The sequence below is a fragment of the Cribrihabitans marinus genome (genome assembly GCF_900109035.1).
GTDB classification, from domain to species: Bacteria; Pseudomonadota; Alphaproteobacteria; order Rhodobacterales; family Rhodobacteraceae; genus Cribrihabitans; species Cribrihabitans marinus.
In genome coordinates this window covers 1-25146 of sequence record NZ_FNYD01000008.1, presented here as the reverse complement: position 1 = coordinate 25146, position 25146 = coordinate 1, and the positions used below count along the sequence as shown (strand labels likewise).

28 protein-coding genes and 1 tRNA gene are annotated in these 25146 nt (G+C 66.2%); 10 read left to right on the top strand and 19 right to left on the bottom strand.

Translation table 11 applies throughout. From position 1 onward, the window contains the following. Positions 1-2: 2 nt before the first annotated feature. From BMX57_RS13700 to BMX57_RS13655, 10 genes are all read right to left on the bottom strand, one after another. Positions 3-446 (bottom strand): molybdenum cofactor biosynthesis protein MoaE, encoded by a 444-nt coding sequence (locus tag BMX57_RS13700; RefSeq protein ID WP_092368101.1) that lies wholly within the window; start codon positions 444-446, stop codon positions 3-5. Between the two features lie 4 nt (positions 447-450). Beyond that, entirely contained in the window at positions 451-696 is a 246-nt protein-coding gene (gene moaD / locus BMX57_RS13695) for a molybdopterin converting factor subunit 1 (RefSeq protein WP_092368098.1), read from the bottom strand. After that, positions 696-1289 carry a CDP-diacylglycerol--glycerol-3-phosphate 3-phosphatidyltransferase gene (gene pgsA / locus BMX57_RS13690; RefSeq protein WP_092368095.1) on the bottom strand — a complete coding sequence of 198 codons (594 nt, stop codon included), beginning with the start codon at positions 1287-1289 and terminating at the stop codon, positions 696-698. The genes moaD and pgsA overlap by 1 nt, the downstream gene beginning before the upstream one ends. 111 nt (positions 1290-1400) lie before the next feature. Beyond that, a complete protein-coding gene (gene uvrC / locus BMX57_RS13685) occupies positions 1401-3275 on the bottom strand; it encodes an excinuclease ABC subunit UvrC (protein ID WP_092368092.1) in 1875 nt (624 codons plus the stop codon). 290 nt (positions 3276-3565) lie between these two features. Beyond that, a complete protein-coding gene (locus BMX57_RS13680; protein ID WP_092368089.1) occupies positions 3566-4345 on the bottom strand; it encodes an SDR family oxidoreductase in 780 nt (259 codons plus the stop codon). A 22-nt stretch (positions 4346-4367) separates the two neighbouring features. Beyond that, complete coding sequence (locus tag BMX57_RS13675; RefSeq protein WP_092368086.1) at positions 4368-5318, bottom strand: calcium/sodium antiporter; 951 nt, start codon at positions 5316-5318, stop codon at positions 4368-4370. Further along, positions 5315-5506 carry a hypothetical protein gene (locus BMX57_RS13670; protein WP_092368083.1) on the bottom strand — a complete coding sequence of 64 codons (192 nt, stop codon included), beginning with the start codon at positions 5504-5506 and terminating at the stop codon, positions 5315-5317. The genes BMX57_RS13675 and BMX57_RS13670 overlap by 4 nt, the downstream gene beginning before the upstream one ends. Next, positions 5487-6284 (bottom strand): S49 family peptidase, encoded by a 798-nt coding sequence (locus BMX57_RS13665; protein ID WP_092368080.1) that lies wholly within the window; start codon positions 6282-6284, stop codon positions 5487-5489. The genes BMX57_RS13670 and BMX57_RS13665 overlap by 20 nt, the downstream gene beginning before the upstream one ends. 107 nt (positions 6285-6391) lie before the next feature. Beyond that, on the bottom strand, positions 6392-7153 hold the full coding sequence (locus BMX57_RS13660; protein ID WP_092368078.1) for an ABC transporter permease: 762 nt from the start codon (positions 7151-7153) through the stop codon (positions 6392-6394). Continuing rightward, complete coding sequence (locus BMX57_RS13655; protein WP_092368075.1) at positions 7150-8079, bottom strand: ABC transporter ATP-binding protein; 930 nt, start codon at positions 8077-8079, stop codon at positions 7150-7152. The genes BMX57_RS13660 and BMX57_RS13655 overlap by 4 nt, the downstream gene beginning before the upstream one ends. 185 nt (positions 8080-8264) lie before the next feature. Between BMX57_RS13655 and BMX57_RS13650 the strand changes: the two genes are divergently transcribed. Together BMX57_RS13650 and BMX57_RS13645 are read left to right on the top strand one after the other, a co-directional pair. Then, entirely contained in the window at positions 8265-9245 is a 981-nt protein-coding gene (locus BMX57_RS13650; protein ID WP_373283106.1) for a DMT family transporter, read from the top strand. Between the two features lie 43 nt (positions 9246-9288). Next, entirely contained in the window at positions 9289-10383 is a 1095-nt protein-coding gene (locus tag BMX57_RS13645; protein WP_092368072.1) for a CaiB/BaiF CoA transferase family protein, read from the top strand. 64 nt (positions 10384-10447) lie between these two features. Here the strand turns inward: BMX57_RS13645 and hemE are convergent, their stop codons facing one another. Next, on the bottom strand, positions 10448-11482 hold the full coding sequence (hemE, locus tag BMX57_RS13640; RefSeq protein ID WP_092368069.1) for a uroporphyrinogen decarboxylase: 1035 nt from the start codon (positions 11480-11482) through the stop codon (positions 10448-10450). Positions 11483-11588: 106 nt separating this feature from the next. Between hemE and hemC the strand changes: the two genes are divergently transcribed. Beyond that, entirely contained in the window at positions 11589-12548 is a 960-nt protein-coding gene (gene hemC, locus BMX57_RS13635) for a hydroxymethylbilane synthase (RefSeq protein WP_092368066.1), read from the top strand. 15 nt (positions 12549-12563) lie between these two features. Here hemC and BMX57_RS13630 read toward each other — a convergent pair whose 3' ends face one another. Then, positions 12564-14030 (bottom strand): D-alanyl-D-alanine carboxypeptidase family protein, encoded by a 1467-nt coding sequence (locus BMX57_RS13630; protein ID WP_092368063.1) that lies wholly within the window; start codon positions 14028-14030, stop codon positions 12564-12566. A gap of 198 nt (positions 14031-14228) precedes the next feature. Continuing rightward, a complete protein-coding gene (locus BMX57_RS13625) occupies positions 14229-14930 on the bottom strand; it encodes an HAD family hydrolase (protein ID WP_092368060.1) in 702 nt (233 codons plus the stop codon). Between the two features lie 95 nt (positions 14931-15025). On the opposite strand from BMX57_RS13625, the gene clpS reads away from it, so the two are divergent. The 4 genes from clpS to hemF are packed head-to-tail and all read left to right on the top strand — an operon-like array spanning position 15026 to position 18133. After that, a complete protein-coding gene (gene clpS, locus BMX57_RS13620) occupies positions 15026-15367 on the top strand; it encodes an ATP-dependent Clp protease adapter ClpS (protein WP_092368057.1) in 342 nt (113 codons plus the stop codon). Between the two features lie 49 nt (positions 15368-15416). Continuing rightward, on the top strand, positions 15417-16394 hold the full coding sequence (locus BMX57_RS13615) for a class I SAM-dependent methyltransferase (protein ID WP_092368054.1): 978 nt from the start codon (positions 15417-15419) through the stop codon (positions 16392-16394). Positions 16395-16431: 37 nt separating this feature from the next. After that, a complete protein-coding gene (locus tag BMX57_RS13610) occupies positions 16432-17241 on the top strand; it encodes an SDR family NAD(P)-dependent oxidoreductase (protein ID WP_092368051.1) in 810 nt (269 codons plus the stop codon). A gap of 7 nt (positions 17242-17248) precedes the next feature. Then, positions 17249-18133: an oxygen-dependent coproporphyrinogen oxidase gene (hemF, locus tag BMX57_RS13605; RefSeq protein WP_092368048.1), complete on the top strand. Its 885-nt coding sequence runs from the start codon at positions 17249-17251 to the stop codon at positions 18131-18133. Positions 18134-18143: 10 nt separating this feature from the next. On the opposite strand, the gene BMX57_RS20695 is transcribed toward hemF, so the two are convergent. The 3 genes from BMX57_RS20695 to BMX57_RS13590 all read right to left on the bottom strand — a co-directional run bounded on the left by BMX57_RS20695 (position 18144) and on the right by BMX57_RS13590 (position 19414). Further along, entirely contained in the window at positions 18144-18320 is a 177-nt protein-coding gene (locus BMX57_RS20695; protein WP_177175460.1) for a hypothetical protein, read from the bottom strand. 10 nt (positions 18321-18330) lie between these two features. Next, the gene (locus tag BMX57_RS13600; RefSeq protein ID WP_092368045.1) at positions 18331-18747 is read right to left on the bottom strand and encodes a hypothetical protein; all 417 of its coding nucleotides are present in this window, start codon (positions 18745-18747) and stop codon (positions 18331-18333) included. Positions 18748-18946: 199 nt separating this feature from the next. Then, positions 18947-19414 (bottom strand): Lrp/AsnC family transcriptional regulator, encoded by a 468-nt coding sequence (locus tag BMX57_RS13590; protein WP_092368040.1) that lies wholly within the window; start codon positions 19412-19414, stop codon positions 18947-18949. A gap of 93 nt (positions 19415-19507) precedes the next feature. Between BMX57_RS13590 and BMX57_RS13585 the strand changes: the two genes are divergently transcribed. Beyond that, positions 19508-20710, top strand: coding sequence for a methionine gamma-lyase (locus tag BMX57_RS13585; RefSeq protein WP_092368037.1), 1203 nt, complete (start codon positions 19508-19510; stop codon positions 20708-20710). Between the two features lie 48 nt (positions 20711-20758). Here the strand turns inward: BMX57_RS13585 and BMX57_RS13580 are convergent, their stop codons facing one another. Beyond that, positions 20759-21520 carry a LamB/YcsF family protein gene (locus tag BMX57_RS13580; protein ID WP_092368034.1) on the bottom strand — a complete coding sequence of 254 codons (762 nt, stop codon included), beginning with the start codon at positions 21518-21520 and terminating at the stop codon, positions 20759-20761. Positions 21521-21574: 54 nt separating this feature from the next. Further along, the gene (locus BMX57_RS13575; protein ID WP_229724250.1) at positions 21575-22492 is read right to left on the bottom strand and encodes a hypothetical protein; all 918 of its coding nucleotides are present in this window, start codon (positions 22490-22492) and stop codon (positions 21575-21577) included. 328 nt (positions 22493-22820) lie between these two features. On the opposite strand from BMX57_RS13575, the gene BMX57_RS13570 reads away from it, so the two are divergent. Together BMX57_RS13570 and BMX57_RS13565 are read left to right on the top strand one after the other, a co-directional pair. After that, positions 22821-22910: transfer RNA gene (locus BMX57_RS13570), tRNA-Ser, on the top strand. A 141-nt stretch (positions 22911-23051) separates the two neighbouring features. Then, entirely contained in the window at positions 23052-24320 is a 1269-nt protein-coding gene (locus BMX57_RS13565) for a DUF6538 domain-containing protein (protein ID WP_092368028.1), read from the top strand. Here BMX57_RS13565 and BMX57_RS20435 read toward each other — a convergent pair. After that, positions 24239-24547, bottom strand: coding sequence for a hypothetical protein (locus tag BMX57_RS20435; protein WP_143057921.1), 309 nt, complete (start codon positions 24545-24547; stop codon positions 24239-24241). The two genes, BMX57_RS13565 and BMX57_RS20435, sit on opposite strands and share 82 nt — an antisense overlap. Positions 24548-25146 lie beyond the last annotated feature (599 nt).

Genomic DNA, 25146 nt, shown 5'->3' with positions numbered 1-25146 from the left:
CTCTACCAGCGTGACAGCGCGTCCTCGTCTTCGTCCCGCGCGGCCACCCAATCGGCGCCGTCGGCGGTGACTTCCTTTTTCCAGAACGGCGCACGGGACTTGAGATAGTCCATCAGGAATTCCGCCGCCTCGAACGCGTCCTTGCGGTGCGGGGCCGCCGTGGCGACCATCATGATCTGCTCGCCCGGCCGCAGCGACCCGTGACGGTGGATCACCAGGACATCGGCCAGCGACCAGCGTTCCCGCGCCTGACCCGCGATCTCGGCGATGGAGCGTTCGGTCATACCTGGATAATGCTCGATCTGCATGGCCTGCAGACCGCCGCCGGGCATGTCGCGCACGATGCCGGTGAAGGTCACAACCGCGCCGCTGCCGGCGGCACCTTCGGCGAAAGCGTCCATCTCGGCGCCCGGTTTGAATGGTTCCTGCTGGACGACGATGCGCACGCGGTCACCCGCCGGTCATGGGCGGGAAAAAGGCGACCTCGCGTACGCCGCTCAGGGGGGCGTCGAAATCGCTGAGTTCCTGGTCCAGCGCCACGCGCAGCGCATCGGTCTCGGCAAAGGCGGCGGCATAGCGCGGCTCGCGGGCGCGCAGCTCGTCCACCAGGTCGGCCACGGTCGCGGCATTGGTCTCGACGGTTTCCCGAGGCAGCCCGATCCGCTCGCGGACCCATGCGAAATAGAGCACATCCATCAGCGCGTCTCCTTCAGGTGCGGCAGGGATTTACGTAGGTAGTCGATGCCGGTGATCAATGTCAGCGCCGCGGCAATCCACAGCAGCCACAGGCCGATACGCCCCGACCAGACCACGCTCCATGACGTCATACCTAGGTAATGCTCGAAAATGCCCTGGCTGAACAACACCGCGATGGCGATCATCTGCGCCGTGGTCTTCCACTTGGCCAGTTTGGTGACCTTGAGCGTGCCCGCCACGTCACCCAGGTATTCACGCAGCCCCGAGACAAAGACCTCGCGAAACAGGATCACCGTCGCCGGCAGCACCAGCCACGGCGTCCAGTGCTCCGCGGAATAGCCCACGATGATCATCAGCGCGATCACCACCATCGCCTTGTCGGCGATCGGGTCCATCATCGCGCCGATCCGGGTCTCCTGTTTCCAGGCCCGCGCCAGGTAGCCGTCGAACCAGTCGGTGACGGCCGCGGTGACGAAAAGGACCAGCGCGAACCAGTCGGCATAAGGTCGCGTGAAATAGAGAAACATCACCGCCATACCGGGCGCCGCAAGCAGCCTCAGCAAGGTCAGGATATTGGGCAGGTTCCACGTCATGAGCGGACACTATAGCGGCGTTCGGAAACTTGAAAGCCGGTGGCCGGAAAATCTGTGCCCGCCATGCGCCTGGTGTCGCCGGCGGTGTTTCGGAGCGGTTGGACGCCCGGCTCAGCCACGGTCGTGGAAGTAGTCATAGATCGTCTCGGCCAGCGTGTCCGAGATGCCGTCGACCGCCTTGAGATCGGCAAGGTTGGCCCGGCTGACCGCCTTGGCGCTGCCGAAATGCGCCAACAAGGCCCGTTTGCGCGTGGCCCCCACGCCGGGCACCTCGTCCAGCGGCGTCGCGCCCACCGCCTTGGCGCGACGGGCGCGGTGGGTGCCGATGGCGAAGCGGTGCGCCTCGTCGCGCAGGCGCTGGATGAAATACAAAACCGGGTCGTTGCGTTTCAGCGCGAAGGGCCGCCGCCCCACCCTGTGGAACTCCTCCTTGCCGTGATCGCGGTCGATGCCCTTGGCGACGCCGATCATGGGAATGTCCTCGACCCCGTGGGCGCGCATGATCTCGGCCACCGCGCTGACCTGTCCGGCGCCGCCGTCGATCAGCAGCAGATCGGGCCACAGCCCCTTGTCGCGGTCGGGATCGTCCTTGAGCAGGCGGGTGAAACGGCGGGTCAAAACCTCCTTCATCATGCCGAAATCGTCACCGGGCGTCAGGTCGTCGCCCCGGATGTTGAACTTGCGGTAAGCGTTCTTCATGAACCCGTCCGGCCCGGCCACGATCATCGCGCCGACGGCGTTGGCGCCCTGGATGTGGCTGTTGTCATAGACCTCGATCCGCTGCGGCGGACCGTCCAGCTCGAACGCCTCGGCCACGCCACGCAGCAGCCTGGCCTGGGTCGCGCTTTCGGCCATCCGCCGGCCCAGCGCCTCGCGCGCGTTGCGCAGCGCGCCCGAGACCAGCTCGGCCTTTTCACCGCGCTGGGGCACCAGGATCTCGACCTTGCGCCCGGCCTTGTCGCTCAACGCCTGGGTCATCAGGTCGGCATTCTCGATCGCGTCGGACAGGATCAGCTGCCGGGGCGGTTCCTTGTTGTCGTAGAACTGTCCCAGGAACGCCTCCATCACTTCGGCCGCGCCGACATCGGCGCCGACACGGGGATAGAAGTCGCGATTGCCCCAGTTCTGGTTGGCGCGGATGAAGAACACCTGCACACAGGCTTGCCCGCTTTCCATGTGCAGCGCGACGACATCGGCCTCGGTCACGCCGCGCGGGTTGATCCCCTGCGCCGTCTGCACCTGGGTCAGCGCCCGGATACGGTCGCGCAACGCGGCGGCGCGTTCGAATTCCATCGCCTCGGATGCGGCCTCCATCTGCTCGGCAAGCTCCTCCTGTACGCGGGTCGAACGACCGGAGAGGAACCGCTCGGCGTCGCGGACGCTTTCGGCATAGTCCTCGCCGGAAATCAGCCCGACACATGGCCCCGAACACCGCTTGATCTGGTAGAGCAGGCAGGGCCGTGTGCGGCTGTCGAACACCGCGTCCGAGCAATTGCGGAGAAGAAACGCCTTCTGCAACTGGTTCAGCGTGCGGTTGACCGCCCCGGCGCTGGCGAAGGGACCGAAATAGGCCCCTTTCTCCTTTTTCGCGCCGCGATGTTTCTTGATCTGCGGAAAGGCATGATCCTTGGCCACGAGGATGTTGGGAAAGCTTTTGTCGTCGCGCAGCAGCACGTTGTATTTCGGCTTGAGCTGCTTGATCAGGTTCTGTTCCAGCAACAGCGCCTCGGTCTCGGTGCGCGTGGTCAGGAACATCATCGAGGCGGTCTCGGAGATCATCCGCTCGATCCGCGGCGCGTGCCCGGGGCGAGAGTAGCTGGCCACCCGCGCCCGCAGGTTGCGCGCCTTGCCGACATATAGCACCCGGGCCTGGGCATCGAGCATACGGTAGACACCGGGCGAGCTGTCCAGCGTCTTCAGGTGCTGCTGGATGCAGGCATACCCGCTTGCGGCTGTGGCGCCGTTTCTGTCGAGGGACTCATCCATCGCTACGAGATATGATTCCCTGCCCCGGGCTGCAATCAACCGCGACCGGGTTCAAGAGAAAACAAATCCACGATTCCTGTGGACAACTCTGCTGATATCTTTGCGTCACGCTGAAATTTCCTTTGAATCCGGCTGGCTTCGTTAATTTGCTTAATAAATAGGCACAAACTCAAGTGATTGATTTTCAATAAAACTTTTATCGATCTGAAGCAAGCTTATGAAAACAAAGGCATTTTTGTAACGCTTTCGTAACCGTACGGTGACCGGTGCAAAACTTGCAGCCAGAACCTCTATTCAAGGCCCAGTATGTCCGGGGTTTTCCACGCCAGGTGCTGACCGCCATCGACGCAAAGCAACTGCCCGGTCACGGCCGGCGCGTCCAGGAAATAACCCAGCGCGGCGGTAATGTCGGCGGGGTTAGAGCCCCGTTGCAGGATCGTCTTGTCGCGCTGCTGAGCGAAATGGGCGTCCGACTGGCGGTGTCCCTGCAGGGTCGGGCCGGGGCCAATGCCATTGACGCGGATCGCCGGCGCCAGCGCCTGGGCGGTGGTCCGCGTCATCGCCCACAAGCCCATCTTGGCGATGGTGTAGCTCATGAATTCCGGCGTCGGCTTGCGCACGCGCATGTCGATCATGTTCAGGACCAGCCCCGCCGCCACCGGCTCACCCGCCGCATCGCGCGTTGCAGAGAGGCCCTGCGCGGCCATCGCCTGGGTCAGCACGAAGGGCGCGCGCAGGTTGCTTTCCATGTGCCGGTCCCAGCTGTCCCGGGTGGCGCTTTCCACGGTGTCGTATTCGAAGATCGAGGCGTTGTTGACGAGGCATGTCACCGGCCCGCCCAGCGCCTCGGCCGCCGCCGGCAGCAGTGCAGTCGACTGGTCCTCCTGCAGCAGATCGGCCTGCAGGGCGACGGCAGAGCGGCCCAGCGCGCGGATCTCGCCGACGACCTGCGCCGCGGCCTCGCCCGAGCGGGCGTAATGCACCGCCACGTCATGCCCGCGACGGGCCAAGTAGAGCGCCATCTCGCGGCCCAGCCGGACACCGGCGCCGGTGACAAGGGCTCGGCTCATTGGGGTCTACCTCGCTCGGAACCTAGGTCAATACCGCGATCACATAGGCCACGTACATCGCGGTCAAGGCCACCCCCCAGATCCGCGTCAGATCCTTGCGGAAAAACACGAACGGGATCAGCAGCAGAGAGGCCGCCAGCATCACCCAGAGGTCGAAGCGCAGGAACTCGGGATCCACGGGGATCGGGCCGACAAGTGTCGCGATGCCGACGATGGCCAGCAGGTTGAACATGTTCGACCCGATGACATTGCCCAGCGCGACATCCGCCTGCCGCCGCAGCGCGGCCATGACCGTCGTGGCCAGTTCGGGCAACGAGGTGCCGACCGCCACCAGGGTCAGGCCGATCACGGTCTCGCTGACTCCATAGGTGCGGGCGATGATGCTGGCGTTCTCGACCAGCAGATGCGCGCCCATCGGCAGGCCGATCAGGCCCAGCACGAGGTAGACCGCGATCCGCCAGTAGGGCATGTCGGGGTCGGCCTCTTCCAGCCCCTCCAGGTCGTCCTCGGCACCGCAGGCATTGCGGTGGGCGCGTGCGTCCCTGAAGGCGTCCCACAGGACCAGCGCCAGCGCCAGCAGCAGGATGACGCCGGTGGCCGCCGTGAAGGTGCCCAGAAAGGCCAGCGCGATGAACAGGACCGAAGCCGCAAGCATGAAGACATAGGTCTTGCGGGTGTTGCACTCGCTGGTGTGCATGGTCGCCAGCAGCGCCGGAACCCCCAGCACCAGCAGGATATTGGCGGTGTTCGACCCCACCACATTACCCAGCGCGATGCCGGGCGCGTTTTCCTGCACCGCCTTGATGGCGATCAGAAGCTCGGGCGCCGAGGTACCGAATGCAACGATCGTCAGGCTGACGATCAGTGCCGGAACGCCCAGCCGCAGGCTCAGGTTCACCGCGCCGCGCACCAGCGCGTCACCGGCCAGAAGCAGGATCACCAGGCCCAGCCCGGACAGCAGCCATGGCATCATGACCGGCCTCCCTTGCCGCAGGCGCACGGTCCCTTGCCGATCCGGTAGCGCCCGCAGCCCGGGCATTTGCGCGCAGCCAGCTTGTCCTGCCCAGGCAGGCGCAGCTTGCCGAACATGGCCAGCACGGCCATGCCGATGAGAAACAGAAGAACGACCTTTACGATCACGTCAAAGCCCGAAACGCGCATATGCGGCGCGCTCCTCGATGCCGGCTGCGGCCTCGTTCAGGACGCCCGCGGTCAGCCGCGACAGGAATGGCCGGCGCAGCCCGTATTGGCGGAATTGCACCTTGTCGCCAAAGACCTCCTGCATCTTGGGTTTCAGATGCGCGATGCCGTCGATCAGCCCCAGTTCGGCGGCACGGCGCGCCAGCCAGATCTCGCCGGTGAAGAGATCGGTCTTGCCGTCCAGGCGGCTGCCCCGGCGGGCCTTTACATGGGCGATGAAATTCTCGTGGATGTCCTCCAGGACCACCTTGAGCCGGGCGACGTCCTCTTCCTTTTCCGGAGAGAACGGATCCAGCATCGACTTGGACTTGCCGGCGGTGTGCACGCGCCGTTCGATGCCCTGCCGGGCCAGAAAGATATGCGCGCCGAAGCCCGAGGAAATCACCCCGATCGAGCCCAGAACGGAATTGTCGTCGGCCCAGATCTCGTCCGCCGCAGCCGCCAGCCAGTATCCGCCCGAGGCGGCGACGTCCTCGACGAAGGCATGAACCGGGATCCCGTGTTCCTCGGCCAGCCGCCGGATGCGGGCGCCGATCAGCGCGCTCTGGGCCGGAGAGCCGCCGGGCGAATTGATCTGCAACGCGACCGCCGCCGGCTTGCCGCGCCGGAACGCCCGCTCCAACACCGGCGCCAGCGCCGCGTCGCTGAGCGACCCGCGACCGGCCATGCCGATGGTTCCCGCCATGCGCACAACGGACACCAATGGCGGGTTCTTCAGAAAAGGCAGCCTGAGTTTCATGGATGCCGATGTAGATTGCGCACCGACCGCAAACAAGGTGTCGCCCGCGACAGAAACGCGACGGCAGCGGTTTTCCGGCCTTCGAACGGCAAATATGCAACGAAAGGTCAGCTGCGGATTCGCCAGCCGGTCTTGAAGATCCACCAGATCACCGCAAGGCACCCGCCGGTGAAGGCCGCGATCGCCAGCAGGCTGAGCCCGATCGGCACATCCGCCAGGCCGTAGAAGGACCAGCGGAACCCCGAGATCAGGTAGACCACCGGGTTGAACAGCGTGACGGTCTGCCAGACCGGCGGCAGCATGGTGATCGAATAGAACGTGCCACCCAGGAAGATCAGCGGCGTCACCACCAGCTGCGGCACCAGCGACATCTGTTCGAAATTGCCCGCCCAGATGCCGATGATGAAGCCCAGCAGCGAGAAACTGAGGCAGGTCAGGATCAGGAACGCCGCCATCGCCAGCGGATGCTGTATGCGGATCTCGACGAACAGAGTGGCGGTGGCCAGGATCACCAGCCCGACAAACAGCGCCTTGGTCGCCGCCGCACCGACATAGCCGATGACGATCTCCAGGAAGTTCACCGGCGCCGACAGCAATTCATAGATCGTGCCCAGGAATTTCGGAAAGTAGATGCCGAAAGACGCGTTCGAGATCGCCAGCATCACCACCGACAGCATGATCAGGCCCGGCACGATGAACGCGCCATAGCTCACGCCCTCGATCTCCTGGATCCGGCTGCCGATGGCGGTGCCGAAGACCACAAAGTAGAGCGAGGTGCTGAGCACCGGCGAAAAGAAGCTCTGCAGCAACGTGCGAAAGAACCGGGTCATTTCGAACCGGTAGATGGCGGCGATGGCGGCCCAGTTCATGCGGCATCCTCCGAAACCAGCGAGACGAAGATCTCTTCCAGGCTGGACTGCCGCGTCGAGACATCCCGCAGGGTCAGACCGGCCTGCGCCACGTCGTTGAGTAACGCGGTGATGCCGGTGCGCTCGCCATGAACGTCATAGGTATAGATCAGCGAATCGCCCGCCCCGTTCAGCGCAAGCTCATAGGAAGACAGCGCGTCGGGGATCGCATCGATCCGCTCGACCAGCATCACCTCGATCTGTTTCTGGCCCATCTGCGCCATCAGGCTGGCCTTGTCCTGCACCAGCAGCAACTCGCCGTTGTTGATGACACCGACACGGTCGGCGATGGCCTCGGCCTCTTCGATGTAATGGGTGGTCAGGATGATCGTCACACCGGCCCGTTTCAGCTCGGCCACGATGTCCCACATGTCCTTGCGCAGCTCGACATCCACGCCGGCGGTCGGCTCGTCCAGGAACAGCACGCGCGGCTCATGCGCCAGGGCCTTGGCGATCAGCACCCGCCGCTTCATGCCGCCCGACAGCTCGCGGATCGCGGCATTGCGCTTTTCCCAAAGCGACAGCTTGCGCAGGATCTCCTCCATCCGCGCGTCGTCCCTGCGATGCCCGAACAGCCCGCGCGAGAACCGCACCGTGTTCATCACCTTCTCGAACGGCTCCAGCGCGATCTCCTGCGGCACCAGGCCGATCATCTGCCGCGCGGCGCGAAAATCGCTCTGGATATCGTGGCCACCCACGGTCACACGGCCGGAACTGGGCGTGGTGATCCCGCAGACCGTCGAGATCAGCGTGGTCTTGCCCGCACCGTTCGGCCCCAGCAGCGCCAGGATCTCGCCTTCAGCGATGTCCAGCGACACGCCCTTGAGCGCCTCAAAGCCGCCGTCATAGAACTTGCGCAGGTTCTCGATGGACAGGATTGTGCTCATGCGCCCCCCTCGTTGCGCCGGCGATCCTATCCTGCCCGCCGGGGCAGGAACAGGGGGGCCGCCGCACAACCGGCTGCGCGGCGCCGCAGGGTCCGCCGGAAAACAGAAATCCACTTGCAACCCGGCCTGTGCTAGCGGTTGGACGGGTCAACCGAGGGGCCCTGCCGCGTGGGCGGGAGATTCAGATGATGCAGGTCAGGTCAAACAATCCGGCAGCCGGAATTGCCTTCGTGATCGCCGGCGTGTTCACGATCTCGGTCAACGACATGCTGATCAAGCAGCTGTCGGGCGACTATCCCCTGCACCAGATCGTCTTTACCCGGTCCGGCATCGGGCTGCTGTTCAGCCTTGCCCTGGTCCGGATCGAGGGCGGCTGGTCGATCCTCAAGACGCGCCAGCCCGGGCTGCACCTGCTGCGCGGGCTCTTGATCGTCATTGCCAACATGACGTTTTTCGTGGCACTGGCCGCCCTTCCCATCGCCGAGGCGACCGCGCTGTTCTTCGTTGCGCCACTTTTCATTACGCTGCTCTCCGTCCCGATTCTCGGCGAACGGGTCGGCCCGATGCGGCTGGGTGCGGTGCTGGTGGGGTTCGGCGGTGTCCTGCTGATGCAGCGCCCCTGGCAAAGCGGCGCCGCGCTGGACGTGCCGCGGCTGGTGCTGCTGCTGCCGGTCCTGGCGGCGCTGACCTATGCGCTGATGCAGCTTCTGACCCGCAAGCTGGGGGTCGCGATGAAGGCCTCGGCGCTGGCGGTTTATACCCAGGGCATGTTCCTCGCGATCTCGGTGGGGTTCTTCCTGGTGGCCGGCGACGGGCGCTTTGCCACCGGCACCGAAAGCACCAGCCTGCAATTCCTGCTGCGCGCCTGGACCTGGCCCGACGACCCGGACTGGCCGCTCTTTCTGGTGCTGGGCATGAACTCGGCCGTGGTCGCCTATTGCCTGAGCGCCGCCTACCGGATGGCGGATGCGGCCACCGTGGCCCCGTTCGAATATGTCGGTCTGCCGCTGGCGGTCTTCTGGGGCTGGATGATCTGGTCCGAACTGCCGGGCTGGCAGGTCTGGCTGGGCATGATGCTGATCGTCGGCGCCGGCCTGTTCGTTTTCCTGCGCGAGCGCGGACGCACCCGCCGCCCGGCCCGCGCCGGGCTCAAGGCCCGGTTCTGACACCATGCGCACAGGCCAAACACCATTCGAAACGGAGGAACCCATGCTGTCCGGCATTCGCATCATCGAGTTCGAGGGGCTCGGCCCCGCGCCTTTCGCCGCCATGATGCTGGCGGAGCTGGGCGCCGATGTCATCGTGATCCACCGGGCCACGGGGCCGGTGGCGCCGGGCATGCCCGACCCCTCGCCGCTGGACCGTAGCAAGCGGTCCATCGCGCTGGATCTCAAGCAGGCCGACGACCGCGCCACGGCGCAGGCGCTGGTTGACGGCGCCGACGCGCTGATCGAGGGCTTCCGCCCCGGCGTGATGGAGCGCCTGGACCTCGGCCCCGACGCCTGCCTGGCGCGCAACCCGGCGCTGGTCTATGGCCGCATGACCGGCTGGGGCCAGACCGGCCCTCTGGCGCAGACGGCGGGGCACGACCTGAACTATGTCGCGCTGTCGGGCGCGCTCTGGTATGCTTCGCCGCCGGGCCAGCCGCCACAGACCCCACCCACCCTGCTGGGCGATATCGGCGGAGGGGCGCTCTACCTGGTCGCAGGGCTCTTGGCCGGGCTGCTGAATGCCCGCGCCACCGGACAGGGCACCGTGGTGGATGCCGCGATCTACGACGGCTCGGCACATATGATGTCGCTGCTGATGAGCCTGGCGCAGAGCGGCAACCTGTCCGAGACCCGGGGCCACAGCCTGCTCGACGGCCCGCATTGGAGCCGCAGCTATGCCTGCGCCGATGGCGGCCACGTGACCGTGCAATGCCTCGAGCCGAAATTCTACGCCGCGTTCCTGGACCGGATGGGCCTCGCCGGGGACCCCGATTTCCGGCGCCAGTTCGACCGGGCACTCTGGCCCGCGCTCACCGATCGACTGGCCCGGCTCTTCGCCCGGCATCCCCGTGACCACTGGGCCGCGCATTTCGCCGGGACGGAGGCCTGCGTCGCCCCGGTGCTCAGCCCATCCGAGGCCGCGGCTCACCCGATGAACGCTGCCCGAGGCGCCTGGGACACGACCGGTGCCACACCGCAGCCGCGCCCCGCGCCGCGCTTCTCGACCCACCGGAGCGAAACAGGCGAAAGCCCGGCCCGCGACCAGCACGGGTCCGAGATCCGCGCCGAACTGCGGTCCTCGCAACCGTCCTGATCCGCTCTTCCTCTTGCCGAAAATACCTCGGGGAGCGCGAGGGGCTGGCCCCTCGCTCCCGCCCTCAGCCGCCGCGCACGGCTTCGATCATCAGATGCACGTTATCGGGATCGGCATCCGGCGTGATCCCGTGGCCCAGGTTGAATATGTGCGGCCCGCCGGAAAACGCCTCGACGATGGCCCGCGTCTCGTCGACCAGCGCCCGGCCGCCGGTGACCATGTGGCCCGGCGCCAGGTTGCCCTGGACGCAGCCATCCGCCTGCACATGCGCCGCCGCCCAGGCGGGATCGACCGAATTGTCCAGCGCCACGCAGTCCACCCCGGTGGCGCTCGCAAACCCCACATAACGCTCGCCCGCCTCGCGCGGGAAGCCGATGACCGGGATGCCCGGATGACGCTCCTTCAGCGCGGCCGTGATCCGGCGCGCGGGCTCCACCGCATAGCGGTCGAAATCGTCGCCGCGCAGCGAGCCGGCCCAGCTGTCGAAGATCTTGACGACCTCGGCCCCCGCCTCGATCTGCGCCGAGAGGTAGGTGATGGTGGCCTCGGTGATCCGCTCCAGCAGCGCCTCGAACAGGGCGCACTCCTCGCGCATCAACGCATGCGCCGGCGCCTGGTCCGGCGTGCCACGCCCGGCGATCATGTAGGTCGCCACGGTCCAGGGCGCGCCGGCAAAGCCGATCAACGGCGTGTCCGCGGGCAGTTCGCGCGACAGGATCCGCACCGTCTCGTAGATCGGGCCCAGCGTGTCGTGGATCGCGTCGGCCGGTTTCAGCGCATCGAACCCGGCCTGGCGCGTGATGGTCGACAGGCGCGGCCCCTCGCCGGTCACGAACCACAGATCCGCGCCCAGCGCCTGCGGCACCAGCAGGATGTCGGCGAACAGGATCGCGGCATCGAAGCCGAAGCGCCGGATCGGCTGCAACGTGACCTCGGCGGCCAGGTCGGGCGTGTAGCACAGCGACAGGAAATCGCCCGCCTGCTCGCGCGTGGCGCGGTATTCCGGCAGATACCGCCCGGCCTGGCGCATCATCCAGATCGGCGGCACCTTCTGCACCTCGCCCGCCAGCGCCCGCAGCAGCTTCTTCGTCTCGGCCATGTCCGCCCCTTTCTCCTGTTCGCGACAGGGGTTCCCGCCTCGGCGGCGTTTTGTCAAGCATGGCCCCCATTGTCAGGGCACTATGACGCGACTAAAGCTGTCGGCCATGACAGCATCGCTTCCAACCCCCGCGACACCCTTGAAGATCGGCACCCGCGGTTCGCCGCTTGCGCTGGCCCAGGCCAACGAGACCCGCGACCGGCTGGCCGCCGCATTCGACCTGCCGCAGGACGCCTTCGAGGTCGTCGTGATCAAGACCACCGGCGACAACCGGGCGATGATCGAGGCCGACCGGCCCTTGAAGGAAATCGGCAACAAGGGCCTGTTCACCAAGGAGATCGAGGAGGCGATGCTGCGCGGCGACATTGACATCGCGGTGCACTCGACCAAGGACATGCCGGTCGAACAGCCCGAGGGGCTGGTGCTGGACACGTTCCTGCCGCGCGAGGATGTGCGCGACGCCTTCATCTCGCCCCGGTTGGGGTCGATCCGAGACCTGCCCGATGGTGCGGTCGTGGGCACCTCGTCTTTGCGGCGGCGGTCTCAGCTGCTCAACCGCCGGCCCGACCTGAAGGTGGTCGAGTTCCGCGGCAACGTTCAGACCCGGTTGCGGAAACTGGCCGAAGGCGTGGCCGAATGCACGTTTCTGGCGATGGCCGGCCTCAGGCGATTGGACATGGAGGACGTGCCCGCCATCGCGATCTCGCCCGACGACATGCTGCCGGCGATCGCCCAGGGCGCCATCGGGATCGAGCGGCGGGCGCAGGACAGCCGCGCCGCGTCCATGCTCGAGGCGATCCACGATGCCACCACCACACGGCGGCTGGCCGCCGAACGCGCCTTCCTGGCGGCGCTGGACGGCTCCTGCGAGACGCCCATCGCCGGGCTGGCCGAACTGGATGGCGGAACCCTGCGTCTGCGCGGCGAGGTGCTGCGCCCCGACGGATCCGAGGCGTTGAACGACGACCGCAGCTGCCCGGTCGAGGACGGCGCGGCGCTGGGGGCCGAGATGGCACGGGACCTGCTGGCCCGCGCAGGCGAGGGGTTCTTCGACTGGCGCGGCTGAGGCCGTTTGCCGGCCTCAGGACGGTCCGATCATGAAGCAGGTGACGTTGCGCGCACTCAGCCGCCGGCAGGCCAGGTCGGCCTGGTCGCGGGTCATGCCCTGGAAGGTGGCGTCGAACCCGCGCGCGGACTGGTTCACCTTGCGCAGGGTGCCGTCCAGCGTGGCCATCTCGGCCAGCGCGGTGCGCAGCAGAATCTTCTCGGCATCATAGCGGGTCGAGTAGCGCCCGACATTGATGCCCCAAAGATGTCCGCCCGAGGTGGACAGCCGGGTGACGACCTCCTGCTCGGCTTCGGTCTCTTCGGCGACGTCGTCGGTGCCGCCACGCGCGGCGGCCAGCACCAGGTCTTCGGGCCGCATGGCCGGGCGCGTGGCGACCGTCACCGGCTTCGCGCTGGCGACGGGGGCCGCAGCCGGATCCGATGTGGTCGCCTCGGCAGAGACGATCGCCTCGACCACGGCAGCTTCGATGCTTCCATCGTCGGTTGCGGCCGCCACGACCACCGGCTGATCTTCGCCGCCGGGCCGCAGGCGCGGGCGCAGGCTGGACTTGGGCGGGCCGGCGGCAACCCGCACGGTCTTGGACGTGCCGGCGCCGATGCCGTTGTTGCCGGCATAGACCGGCCGGTCGGGGCGGCGGATCGGCGCGCGCGACGGCGCCCGACGGAATCCCATATCCAGCAACTCAGCCACCCGCGCGTTGCGCCAGGCGCTCGAATGGCCGCCGAACACCGTCGCGATGACGCGTTCGTTGCCGCGCTTGGCCGAGGCCACCAGGTTGGAGCCGGCAGCACGGGTATAGCCGGTCTTGATCCCGTCGGCGCCCTCGTAGGCCGCGAGGAGCCGGCGGTTGGTGTTGCTGACAGTCTTGATCCCGGCATGGGTCGAGCGGCGAGAGAAGAGGTTATAGTATTCGGGATAGTCGTAGAGGATATGCCGCCCCAGAAGCGTCATGTCGCGGGCCGTGCTCAGGTGGCCGGATTCGGTCAGACCGTGTGCGTTCTTGAACGTGGTCCGGGTCATGCCCATCGCCTTGGCGGTCCGTGTCATCCGGCGGGCAAAGGCCGCCTCGGACCCGCTGAGCGCCACGCCGATGGCCGTGGCCGCATCGTTGGCCGATTTGACCGCCGCAGCCCGGATCAGGTAGCGGAATGCGATCCTCTGGCCGGTGCGCAGGCCCAGTTTCGAGGGTGGCTCGGCGGCGGCCTCACGGGTGATGCGCACCTGCGTGTCCAGGTCGATCTCACCGTTCCGGACCGCCTCGAACGCGATGTAGAGCGTCATCATCTTGGTGAGCGACGCGGGATGCAGCCTTGTGTCCGCGTTGCGGGAGTGGAGAACCTCGCCGGTTCGCGCGTCGATCACCATCGCGGCATAAGGGGCCGCAGCCGCGCTGAGCGGCAGTAGGACGCACAACCAGATAAAGGCGAGAATTACGAAGCCCAAACGGGCCGGGCGGAAACGCCGAACCTGCACGATCATTTTCTCTGTCTGCCTCAATGCCGCCGAATTCTTCCGACTGACGATTTTTTTGTGATTTGCTTGAGGCTAACACAGCAAGTCCGCGGAATAAACAACGGGTTTCGGCATTTGCGTCGAATTCCTGAAGTTGTGTGATCAAGGTCTTGCGCCCATGAATCGGCCGGACACGACACCGGCGATTGCCGCAAAACCGGGGCGTCACCCGATACCGCGCACCAGGTCCGGCAACCCGCCCAGATCCGCCAGCGAATGGAATCTCTCAGCGGCGGCGGGCGGCTCGGCGGCCTCGACCGCCCAGGTCAGCTCATGCGGCACATGCACGCCCCATCCCCCCGCCTCGAGCGCCGGCACCACGTCCGAGCGCACCGAATTGCCCACCATCATCGAGCGGTCCGCACCGTTGCCGTGGCGGGCAAAGACCGCGCGGTAGGTTTCGGGCGTCTTTTCGGACACGATCTCGACCGCGTCGAACAGGTCGCCCAGCCCGGATTGCGCCAGCTTGCGCTCCTGGTCCAGCAGGTCGCCCTTGGTGATCAGCACGACCCGGTGCGTGTCCGTCACGGCCTCGACCGCCTCCCGGGCATGGGGCAGCAGTTCGATCGGATGTGCCAGCATCTCGTGCCCGGCCGCGATCAGTTCACCGATGACCGGGGCCGGAACCCGCGCTTCCGTCACCTCAAGGGCGGTTTCGATCATCGACAGGACGAACCCCTTGATGCCATAGCCATAATGCCCCAGGTTCCGCCGCTCGGCGGCCAGCAGGCGCTCCATCAGGTGGTCGCGGCCGGCATGATCGGCAAGCAGCCCGGCAAATCTCTCCTGCGTGAGCTGGAAGAAGCGTTCGTTGTGCCAAAGCGTGTCGTCGGCATCGAATCCTATGGTGGTAAGTCGTGCTGGCATGTGCGATCTGACCGCTGGCCCCTTTTCCATCCGGGGGTGAAAGATATATAAGCCTCTATACGAAACCTTAAGCGTGAACCGGACATCGTTGCCCAATGCTGCTCAAGCCCCTGACCATGTCGGACAAGACGGATGGCGACGGCGACAGCTCGATCCTGGTCGAGACGCGCCCCAAGACCAAGCGCCCGCCACTCTACAAGGTGCTTCTGCTGAACGACGACTACACCCCGATGGAGTTCGTTGTCCACGTGCTGGAGCGGTTCTTCGGCATGACCCATGCGCAAGCGTTCGAGATCATGCTGACCGTCCACAAGAAGGGCGTCGCGGTCGTCGGCGTGTTCAGCCACGAGATCGCCGAGACCAAGGTGGGCCAGGTGATGGATTTCGCACGGCGCCACCAGCACCCGCTGCAATGCACCATGGAAAAGGAAGAGTGATCGCGCGCGCCTGACGCCGCCGTCCACCTTCCGGAACGGACACCCCCGCATGTCGATCCGCCTTTCGCTCGCGCTGGATGCCGGCCTGTCCCTGGAGGGTCCGGTGTCGGTTCTCGCGCCACCGCCGGAGGCCGATCTGGCCGGCCTGCCCGTCCCGGTGCAGGTGGTGCAGCCGTTCCGGCCCCATCACGACCATTTCGCATCGCGCGGCTTCGAGTGCGTGCCGGCGACCGATGCGCCCTGTCGGGACGCGATCCTGTTCCTGCCCCGCGCCAAGGCGCAGGCCCGCGCGCTGGTGGCCAGGGCCTGCGACCGGGCCAGCGGCACAGTGGTCGTGGACGGCGCCAAGACCGACGGCATCGACAGCCTGTTGCGCGACATCCGCAAGCGCGTGCCGGTCGAGGGGCCGATATCCAAGGCACATGGCAAGATCTTCTGGTTCCGTTCCGAATCGTCCGCCTTTGCCGACTGGCGCGCGCCCGACGCGCAGATGGCCCAAGGGTTCCACACCGCGCCGGGCGTGTTCTCGGCGGATGGAATCGATCCCGCCTCGGCCCTGCTCGCCGCCGCGTTGCCGGCCAAACCGGGCCGCCGCGTGGCCGACCTGGGCGCCGGATGGGGTTATCTCTCGGCCGCGCTGCTGGACCGGGCCGGCGGGATCGAAGGCCTGGACCTGGTCGAGGCCGATCACGTGGCGCTGGAGTGCGCGCGGCAGAACGTGAACGATCCGCGCGCCCGGTTTCACTGGGCCGATGCGCTGACCTGGACGCCCTCGGACACGCTGGACGCGGTGGTGATGAACCCGCCGTTTCACACCGGGCGCGCGCCCGACAGCGACCTCGGCCGCGGCTTCATCGCCGCCGCCGCCCGCATCCTGGCGCCGGGCGGCCGGCTCTGGATGGTCGCCAACCGGCACCTGCCCTACGAGACCGCGCTGACCGAGCGCTTCGCGCATGTCGAGGAGATCGGCGGCGACCGCCGCTTCAAGCTTCTGCATGCCGCGCGCCCCTCTCGCCCCCATCGCTGAACCGCGCTAGGCTGCGCCGCAAATCAGGAGGCCGCCCATGTCCTTTTCCATCGCCGGCAAGACCGCCATCGTGACCGGGGCCGCCAACGGCATCGGCCTGGCCATCGGCCGGCACTTCGCCGACAAGGGCGCCAATGTCATGTTCGCCGACATCGACGAATCCCGCCTGCTGGACGAGCTGGGCGGCCGGAGCGAAGAGGAGAACATCAGCTATTTCGCCGGCGACCTGCGCGAACGGCTGACCATCGCCAACCTGATTTCGGCCACCATCGACGCTTATGAACAGATCGACATTCTGGTCAACGGCGCGCGCCAGGTGATCGCCACCGATCCGCTGGACGGCGACGACGACAGCGTGCGCCAGCTGATCGACCAGAACCTGATGCCCGCCCTTCGGCTGTCCCAGCACGTCGCCAAGCGCATGATCAAGCAGACCGAGGAGGACGAGAGCGACGAGGACCAGCCCGCCGGCACGATCATCAACCTGTCCTCGATCGCGGCGCGGCGGACGCATCCCAATCTGTTGGCCTATTCGGTCAGCTCGGCGGCGCTGGACCAGCTCACGCGGTCGCTGGCGGTGGCGCTGGCGCCGAACCGGATCCGGGTCAACGCCATCGCCCTGGGCTCGGTGATGAGCGCCTCGCTGCAATCGACGCTCAAGGAGAACCGCACCTTCCGCGACGACATCGAGAAGCACACGCCCCTGGCGCGGATCGCGCCCGCGACCGAGCTGGCCGAGACCGCGCAGTTCCTGGCCTCCGAGGCCTCGGGCTTCATGACCGGCCAGATCCTGACACTGGATGGCGGGCGGACCCTGCTTGACCCGGTCGCCGCCCCGGCACATTGAGGCCAGAATGTTCGATACCGAGAAATCCGCCGCCGCCGCCTGGTTTCGACAGCTGAGGGACGAGATCGTCGCCGCCTTCGAGGCGCTGGAGGCCAGCCACGACACGGGCCCGTTTTCGGACGCGGCCCCCGGCGCCTTCGACGTAAGCGAGACTCGCCGCCGGTCCGACGACGGATCGGATGCGGGCGGCGGATTGATGAGCGTGATGCGCGGCGGGCGCGTGTTCGAGAAGGTCGGCGTCAACGTTTCGACCGTCTACGGCTCGCTGGGCGAGCGGGCGCAGGCGGCGATGGCCGCGCGCAAGGGTATCCCCGGCATGGCCGAGGATCCCCGGTTCTGGGCCAGCGGCATCAGCCTGGTCGCGCATATGCAGAACCCGCATGTGCCGGCGGTCCACATGAACACCCGCATGTTCTGGACCCCGCATGCCTGGTGGTTCGGCGGTGGCTCGGATCTGAACCCCTGCATCGAATATGACGAGGACAACGCGCATTTTCACGCCACGCAAAAGGCGCATCTGGACCCGCACGGCCCGGCGCATTACCCGCGGCTCAAGGCCTGGGCGGACGAGTATTTCTTCATCCCGCACCGGGGACGGGCCCGGGGTGTCGGCGGGATCTTCATGGACGATTACTGCACCGGCGACTGGCAAGCGGATTTCGCGCTGACGCAGGATATCGGCCGCGCCTTCCTGCCGGGCTTCCTGCCGCTGGTCGAGCGGCGCAGGACACAGGACTTCAACGAAACCGACAAAGACACGCAGCTGATCCATCGCGGGCTCTACGCCGAATACAATCTGGTCTATGACCGGGGCACCAAGTTCGGGCTGGAAACCGGCCACGACGCCAATGCCGTGCTGATGAGCCTGCCGCCGCTGGCGAAATGGGTCTAGCCCACCGCGGTTACGGCCCGTAGGGCCAGATCAGGTTGAAGATCAGCACCACCACGAAAAAGATCGGCGCCAGGAACAGGAACTGCTGCATCCTGGTCTTGCCGTCGAGCATTCCGGCGGATCTCAGTCCATAATAGACCCCGGCCGCCAGAAGGCCGGAAATCAGGGCGTGCAGAACTTCGGTCATGTGGCGCTCCTTAGTCGATGGTGAAAGAAACCGCGTATCTAGTGGTCTTGCCCGTGTCGGCGTCATTGCCCATCTGGTAGACGCGGATCGTGTAGTCGCCGCTTTCCGGCAGCTGGACCTCGGCGAAACCGTCATCGTCCATCGACCCGTCGTAGATCGCCACACCATGACTACCGGGCGGCAGGATGTTGAAATAGGCGGTGCCGAGCCCGTTCGACTCCGTGACCGTCAGGGCGACGGACATGGTCTGCCCCTCGTTGGCGCCGAGAACATAGTTCGCATATTCATCACCGATGATCGCGCCGTTCACGGCGGCGGTGTCGCTGCCCGCCTCGAACCTCACCTCGGCCGTGGATTGCGCCGCGAGCGGGGCGGCGCCTGCAAGGGCGCAGAGCAGCGCCGCGGTGCGGGAACGGGACACTGGCATCCTATAGCGCCCCTTCGTCGGTCAGCGATTCAATCCCCGCCGTCGTTCCGTCGCCATAGGCGATGCACTGCCAGGGTGCCCGGTCTTCGCCGACGCCGACGCGCACGATCATGCCCGCCTCCGAGAACTTGGAGCCAAGGAAAACTACCGCCCCTTCCCTTTTGTGACCAGATCTATTGCGCATGATCCGGACGGCCGGCTAACCGACGTCCGGGAATACGTGGGTCCGCTTGACCACGCCGTAGACGAAGCTGGTGTCGATCGAACTGATGCCTCCGATCGGGTGCAGCCGGTCGCGCACGAACCGCTCATAGCCTTCCAGGTCACTGACGACCACGCGCAGGAGATAGTCGGACAGGCCCGTCATCACGAAGCACTCCAGAACCTCGGGGATCGACTTCATCTGAGCCTCGAAATGGCGCACGAGATCCTCGTTGTGACGCTCGAGGCTGATGCGCACCATCACCGTCACCGGAAGCCCATAGGCCTTGGCGTCCACGTCCACGCTGTAGCCGGTGATCGCGCCGGACTTTTCCAGCAGGCGAAGCCGGCGCAGGCACGGCGATGGCGACAAGTTCACCTCGGCCGCCAGATCGAGGTTGGTCATCCTGCCGTTCTTCTGAAGGGCGCGGATGATTTTTCGGTCGGTGGCGTCCAAGTTTGGCATTTAGTTCCAACTAGTAACTGTATTTTGCCCAAGATAGCAACAAATGACCCCCAACCATAGCAGATAATACCTATCAGATTCGAGGAGGTCAGCATGTCAGCCAACGATTATGATTTCGCCACCCGCGCCATTCACCACGGGTATGATCCGCAATCCCACCAGGGCGCTCTGAACCCGCCGATCTATATGTCGTCGACATTTACCTTCGACACGGCCGAGGCCGGCGGCGCGATGTTCGCGGGTGAGCAGGAGGGGCATTTCTATTCGCGCATCTCCAACCCGACGCTGGATCACCTGGAACAGCGCATCGCCAACCTGGAGGGCGGCGAAGCGGGCCTGTGCACCGCGTCCGGCATGGGCGCGATCACATCGACGCTCTGGACCTTTCTCGAGGCGGGCGACGAGGTCATCATCGACAAGACGCTCTATGGCTGCACCTTCGCCTTCATGACGCACGGCCTGCCGCGCTTTGGCGTCAAGGTCAGGCTGGTGGACCTGACCGATCCCGGCAACCTGAGCGAAGCGATCAGTTCGAACACGAGGATCGTCTATTTCGAGACACCGGCAAACCCCAACAACCGGCTGGTCGACATTCCCGCGATCTCTCGGATCGCCCATGACGCCGGGGCGCGGGTCGTGGTGGACAACACCTATGCCACCCCGGTTGTCACCCGGCCGCTGGAACATGGCGCCGATATCGTCCTGCATTCCGCGACCAAGTTTCTCAGCGGTCATGGCGATGTCGTGGCCGGGCTGATTGTCGGCAGCTCCGAGGACATCACCCGGATCCGACTGGTCGGGCTCAAGGACATGACCGGCGCGGTGATGTCGCCGATGACCGCGATGCTGCTTTTGCGCGGGATCAAGACGCTTGAGCTGCGGATGGAGCGCCATTGCGAAACGGCCATGCACGTGGCCCGCGCGCTCGAGGCGCACCCCGCCGTGCTGAGCGTCTCCTATCCCGGCCTGGACAGCTTTGCGCAGGGGGACGTGGCGCGCCGCCAGATGGCGCGGTTCGGCGGGATGATCCCCTTCGAGGTCAAGGGCGGAAAGGCGGGCGGTATCGCGGTGATGAACCGCCTCAGGCTGATCCAGAGGGCGGTCAGCCTCGGCGATGCGGAAAGCCTGATCCAGCACCCGGCCAGCATGACCCATTCGACCTATACCCCGGAAGAGCGGGCCGAACACGGGATCGCCGAGGGCCTGGTACGCCTTTCCGTCGGGTTGGAAAGCGCGGACGACATCATCGCCGACCTGCACGCGGCGCTCGGCGCGCATAACATGCAGGCGGCCTGATCGCCGCGGCTCGACACGCGCCCGCGCCGTCGCCAAGCAGTGCGCGTGTCAATCGCCGAACATGCCGACCCTGACGCCGCCCTCTTCCAGGCAGCGCCGGACCGAGCGGGCGATAGCCACCGCCTCGGGCGTGTCGCCATGCATGCAGATCGTGTCGATCGGGGTGTCGATGCGTTTCCCGCTTTCGGTGATGATCGCGCCTTCCTTCACCATCTCGAGGATCCGCGGACCGGCGATATCGGCGTCATGGATGACCGCTCCCGGCAAGGACCGGTCGACCAGCGTGCCATCGTCGTTGTAAGCGCGGTCGGCAAAGATCTCGCCCACCCAGGCGCAGCCCAGCTCCTCGGCGGCCTGTTGCTGGCGGGTGGCGGCCAGCACCATCACGATGATGTCCGGATCGACATCCAGCGCCCCCTGGTAACAGGCCCGCGCCATCCCGGCATCGACCGAGCACATGTTGGCCAGCGCGCCGTGCAGCTTCAGATGGCGGACCCTGAGCCCCAGCGCCGCGGCCATGCCCCGCGCCGCACCCAGCTGATAGCGCACAAGGTTGCGCAGCGCGGTTGCCGGCAGCTTCATGTTGCGCCGGCCGAAGCCCTGCAGATCGGGAAATCCCGGATGCGCCCCGATCCCGACGCCATGCTCGGCGGCCCTGGCCATCGTCCGGGCCATGACATCGGGATCGCCGGCATGAAAGCCGCAGGCGATGTTGGCGCTGGTGATGATCCCCAGCAGGCTGTTGTCGTCGCCCATGGTCCAGGGGCCAAAGCTCTCGCCCATGTCGGCGTTCAGGTCGACGTGGCTCATGTCCATTCACTCCTTCACTCTGGTGACGATGATGGCCCGGCAGGGCCGGTGCCGTCACGCGGTATCGTATAGCCGCCGCAGCAGCGTCGGCGTCAGGTACATCGGCACCTGGTAGCATCCCAGGAAGACCAGCAGGGCGTCGGTGCTTTCGGGTGGCAGAGCCACGAAGAACAGCGCGAAATTGCGGTTGCCCGCCACGATCGACGTCGGCACCGCCGCCCGGCGCCCGCGAGCGCGCAGAACCAGGAAGGTCGCGATCTGCATCCCGAAATTCGCGGCAAAGGCCGCCGCCATCCAGAACGCCAGAAGCGCGGGGTCGCGGTCGAAGGTCGGCCGCACCGCCGACATCAGCCCCACGACGATCACCGCAAGGGCGATGACGGTCAGCCCGTCGGTCGCCCGCCGCCCGCGGTCGCCCAGCGACCGGAAGCCCCAGTGCCGCAGGGCAAAGCCCAGGACCGCCGCCGCGAGGATCACCGCCAATAGCCGGCCGGCGGCCTCCAGCACGGCGCCCAGCGCGCCGAATTGCGGCATCAGCCAGAAGATCGGGATACAGGTCAGCGGCAGCAACGCCGTGCCCAGGATCAGCAGACGCAGCGCCGGCGCGGGGTCATGCCCGAGCAGGATGGAGAAATTGGCCGACCCGGTGACGGACGGGGCCGACAGCATCAGCGCGACGGCCAGCGACAACGGCGACAAGGGTTGGCCCAGCAGGTACAGCAGGCCCAGAAATCCCAGCGGCAGGACAAGCTGCAGGATCAGCACCGCCCTCGTTGTCCGGGCCACCGCATCCAAGGTCTCGATCGTGTCCGACGGGCCAATGCGAAACGCCGTCAGGAACAGAAGCAGCGCGACCATTTCCGGGATCCAGGGCCGCAGGGTCGCCGCGACACCCGGCAAGGCGATGCCCGCCACCAACCCGGCGATCAGGATCAGCTTTCCGTGCCGGGCCAGAAATACGAGCGGCGACAACAGCCCCGGTTCCTCCGTCTTTACCGCACCACACCGCCGCGGGCATCACCTTTCCCCGACCGCCGCGTCACGCGCCGTGACAGAACGTCGGAGGCAAAGCCGGCCCCCCCCGGTCGAGCGCGTCGGGAATCCGGCGCGATTGGCAGCCTCCTTGTCACGTTTGGTCCAGCCCCGCAAGACGGGCAGGCCACGCCAAATGGGCCGCAACCTGCGCCGGCGCCGCGCGCAAGGGCGTTGACCCGACGGCGCGGGCACAATGCCCGCCCGATCTCCGCCCACCCGAATTTTCGCCTTGTTTCCCGGCCGCCACGCCTCTAAACGGGTCGGCGGAGACGTGGCCGAGTGGTCGAAGGCGCTCCCCTGCTAAGGGAGTAGGCGGGAAACCGTCTCGAGGGTTCGAATCCCTTCGTCTCCGCCATTTTTCCAAGATCTATATTTCACAACCGCCTGATAGTAGGGCGGAATTCGGCGTTTTCGCGCTGACGGCGGTTTTTGGTCCGCTTGATTTGCTGCACGTTTTGCTACACAATTTGCTGCACAAATGGGGAATTTCTCCGCCATGAGCACCGCGAAACGGGGCCGTCTCTACCACCTCCGCCGCCGCGTCCCACGCCGGTATCGGAACATTGAGCCGCGCGAAACCGTCTGGATCAGCCTGCACACCGACTCGGAGACCATCGCTCGGAGCAAGGCGGATCGGGCGTGGAGCCAGATGATCGAGGCTTGGGAGGCGCGCCTGGCTGGGAACAGTGAAGATGCAGAGGCCCGCTACGAAGCCGCCCGCGACCTCGCCCGGGCGCGCGGCTTTCGGTATCTGGATGCGGGGACGGTGGCCAAGTTGCCGGTTGAGGAAGTCGTCGAGCGCGTCGAGGCGATCCCAGCCCCGGCGAAGCAACCCGATGCCATCGAGGCCGCGGCCCTTCTCGGCACCGTCCCGGAACCCCGGATGTCGGTCACCAAGGCACTGGAACTCTACTGGGGCCTCGCCAAGGAAAAGACCCTCGGCAAGAGCGAGGACCAGCTGCGCCGTTGGGAAGCGCCGCGCAAGAAGGCGGTTAAGAACTTCGTCGCGGTCGTCGGCGACAAGGAAATCGCCAACATCACCCGCGACGACATGCTGGACTTCCGCCAGCACTGGCTCGACCGGATCGAGGCAGGCGAGGTCACGGCGAATTCGGCCAACAAGGATCTGATCCACCTGGGCGACGTGTTGAAGACCGTGAACATGATGAAGCGGCTTGGCCTCTCGCTGCCGCTCGGCGAGTTGTCCTTCAAGGAGGGCGAGAAGCTGACGCGCCCGCCATTCAGCGAGGAGTGGATCAGGACGCGCCTGCTCGCCCCAGGCGCGCTGGACGGGTTGAACGGTCAGGCCCGCGCTCTGCTGCTCGGGATGATCAACACGGGCTACCGCCCCTCCGAAGGCGCCGCGCTGACGGCGGACACGATCCGGCTGGACTGCGACGTTCCCCATATCTCCATCGAACCGGAGGGACGGCAGTTGAAGAGCCACTACGCCCGCCGGGTGATCCCGCTGACCGGTGTCTCGCTGGAAGCCCTGAAGCAGTACCCCGAGGGCTTTCCCCGCTACCGGAACCGCGCCACCCTGAGTGCGGTTGTGAACAAGTTCCTCCGCGCAAACGGCCTGCTCGAGACCCCGCGCCACTCGATGTACTCCCTGCGACATGCCTTTGAAGACCGCATGCTTGCCGCCGGGATCGACGACCGCATCCGCCGCGACCTCTTCGGTCACCGGCTCGACCGGGAACGATACGGCAAGGGCGCGTCGCTGGAACACGTTGCCGAACTCGTCGCTCGCATCGCCTTCTGAGCCAGCAGCGCCCGCGCGCGGCGCTGCGCTTCCGACAACCGCTTCTCCTTCTTCCAGGCCGCGGCCAGTTCTGCCTCCAACCGCTCGAAGATCGGCGCGAAGGCCGGGTCCTCCGCGACAAGCATCGCGACCTTAATCAACGCCGCCTCGATCCGCGCAGCATCGACCGGCTGGACCGGTTCAGTGCGTGTTGCCGATGGGCGTGACGGTGCCATGTCGAGCAGCATGAGGCGGCGCGGGCGTCTTGTGCAGAGCAAGCGAACGCGCCGCGCAAAGCGGCCTGTCACAGCGTGCAAATCGGATGGGGAGCTTCCCAAATTCACGGCTCAAATCGAAGCACCGAAGTTGGCATCTTGGCGGTCGCGCCCGGCCCTCGACTCATGCATCTGGTAGCGTCGCCTGAGACTGCATGTTTGGGACTTTGAACGCGCGCCAAGAGCTGGTTTCGGAGGACTGCGGAAGACAACAGGAAGAAGGGCAAGATAAAAACGCCTGCCACGAATGCTGCAAGTCACTGACGTGACTAGCGTTTTCGCGTGCATGCAAATCGGTCGTGTGCAGGTTTCCTGCAATTGCGCAGTGTTTTCAGACCTCTGGTATGCACACTGCGGAAACCCACTCTTGGCAGCTACTCCATAGACGAGTCGACGAGTCCGAGCATCAAGAGATGGTATCTTGCGCCCAACAATGGGAGCGCAAGATAAAAGAGGGGCGGCAACACGTGCCTAGGTGTAAGCGCCTCGGCGATCCCCTACGCGGCGCGGCTTGACGCGGCCGCAAAGTTCCAGGGCATGAGATCGTCGATGCGGCTTCTGGGATGACCGTC